The sequence below is a fragment of the Pedobacter sp. 05L430 genome (assembly GCF_056397585.1).
Genome location: NZ_JBFTNT010000468.1, coordinates 1 through 1,928, shown reverse-complemented (window position 1 = coordinate 1,928; position 1,928 = coordinate 1). Strand labels below are relative to the sequence as shown.

Here is a 1,928-nt window from a genome sequence, read left to right as displayed (position 1 = left end):
ATAATGTGCAATATATTATGGTCGGTGGTTATGCCACCAATTTACACGGCTACCAGCGTTTTACAGGTGACTTAGATATTTGGCTAAAAGACACCTTAGAAAATAGAAAGCAACTGAGAAAAGCATTTGTAAAATGTGATATGGGGGATTATCCACTGATCGAAACTATGCAATTTATACTTGGCTGGACAGATTTTCACCTTAACAATGGTCTCCGTTTAGATATACTCATTGAAATGAAGGGGCTTGAAGGATATACCTTTGACGAATGTTTGGAAATGGCCTCTATTGCGGATATTGATAACGTAAATGTTCCTTTTTTGCATATTAATCAATTAATTGAGAATAAGAAGATTGTTAATCGCCCAAAAGATCAGATTGACGTAGCGGCACTTGAACAAATACGAAAGTTGCGAGACGATTTTTAGTTCGACACAATCTGTTTTTGATTTTAAAAATCGGTTGGGAAATCATATAGACGGGCACATTTTTTTATGTCCTCTTTGAAAGCCTTAGTTAACGATATGTTTTGGAGTACAACCGTACTTTGAACAAATCAAAGTACGGTTTCTTATGAAAAAATCATTGTTTTTTTTCTATGTCATCCTTGTTCTAAATATTCTTGCTAATGGTTCAGTCTGGTGATTCGGAATAGCAGATTAGTTTGGGAAACCCGGAAATTCCAACGGATTAATAACGGTTCGTTCCATACCTTCTCCTGGAGTTGCAACAGAATCCCTACGATTTTATGGTCGCTGGATGTTTGGCATTAGCCAGTAATCTTAAGCGATTGAATTAAACCCTGCTGAAGAACGAGGTTAAAGTTAAGAATGACCGGGCTACCTGGAAATGTTCCGGAAATCTCTGCTGTAAATACCGACCCCTTTTCAGCTTCCTTATAACTAATCGGTTTTAAAGTAGCTTGATACTGTTGGTTCGAATTTTCAATCCATTTTTGAATTGCTGTTCTTCCAATATGGTTTTTTCCTTCGTCGAATACTTCGGCGTTTTCTGAAAAAAGTGAGGAATAAGCTGCAGCATCATGGCTGTTTTGCGCTTCAACTAGGTCTGTTATTAATTTTGGTAAGTTCATGATATTTATTTTAAATTACTTATTGTTGTACAAATTTCGGTGGTACTAGCGGCACGCACAAGTAGGGGATTACGATTCGAATAGGGAAAAATTTATCCGTATTGTTTCATTAATGACCTACATGTATCTTTGTTAGATGTACGAGAAAAAAACTTTTCCCAATTTAAACTGTGGCCTCGATTTAGTTGGAGAGGTACTTTATGGCAAATGGAAAATGCGGTTGTTGTGGTTTATCAACGAGGGTTACTTGCGTCCGAGCGAGCTGCAACGCAAAATACCGGATGCAAGTCGTAGGGTAATCAATATTCAGCTAAAGGAACTCGAGGAACATGAATTGGTTATCAGAACAATCTATCCGGTGATGCCACCAAAGGTAGAGTATTCACTTACTGAGTTTGGCAAAACCTTGATACCGGTAATCGCCGCTATTGGGAATTGGGGAGATGAGTATCAGGACAGTTTGAAACGTGTGATTTTGAAAGGATATCCACAGTTGGCCTGATTTTTTCAGAGCGAGGATTAGCTGAATTAAGCCCAAGTTGATTTCGGTCAGCATTTTAAATTCATCCTAAATGCAACCCAGGCTGGTATTGTTGTAATTTTTTAAACGGTTGGGATGGTGCCTCCATCAATAACAAATTCGGTTCCGGTAAGATAACTTGCCCTTGGTGAAACAAGAAACCCGACAAATTCAGCAACTTCTTCAGGCATTGCTGGTCTGCCGTATGGAATGCCACCAAGTGCATTCATTACACTTTGTGTGGCCTGTTCTATCGAAATTGCTTCGCTCTTCGATATGCGTTCCATCATTCTCTTTGAGCCGTCAGTCATGATC

At 38.8% G+C, this 1,928-nt stretch carries 4 protein-coding genes; 2 read left to right on the top strand and 2 right to left on the bottom strand.

The annotated features are described in order from the left end of the window. On the top strand, positions 1-428 hold a 428-nt coding region (locus tag AC1DG9_RS26455; RefSeq protein WP_477635620.1), incomplete at its 5' end, for a hypothetical protein. Between the two features lie 341 nt (positions 429-769). On the opposite strand, the gene AC1DG9_RS26450 is transcribed toward AC1DG9_RS26455, so the two are convergent. After that, positions 770-1,093 carry a nuclear transport factor 2 family protein gene (locus AC1DG9_RS26450; protein ID WP_172660562.1) on the bottom strand — a complete coding sequence of 108 codons (324 nt, stop codon included), beginning with the start codon at positions 1,091-1,093 and terminating at the stop codon, positions 770-772. 136 nt (positions 1,094-1,229) lie between these two features. On the opposite strand from AC1DG9_RS26450, the gene AC1DG9_RS26445 reads away from it, so the two are divergent. Further along, the gene (locus tag AC1DG9_RS26445) at positions 1,230-1,595 is read left to right on the top strand and encodes a winged helix-turn-helix transcriptional regulator (RefSeq protein ID WP_090779212.1); all 366 of its coding nucleotides are present in this window, start codon (positions 1,230-1,232) and stop codon (positions 1,593-1,595) included. 101 nt (positions 1,596-1,696) lie between these two features. On the opposite strand, the gene AC1DG9_RS26440 is transcribed toward AC1DG9_RS26445, so the two are convergent. After that, positions 1,697-1,928 (bottom strand): SDR family oxidoreductase (locus tag AC1DG9_RS26440; RefSeq protein WP_477635619.1); only part of this gene is annotated, 232 nt, incomplete at its 5' end.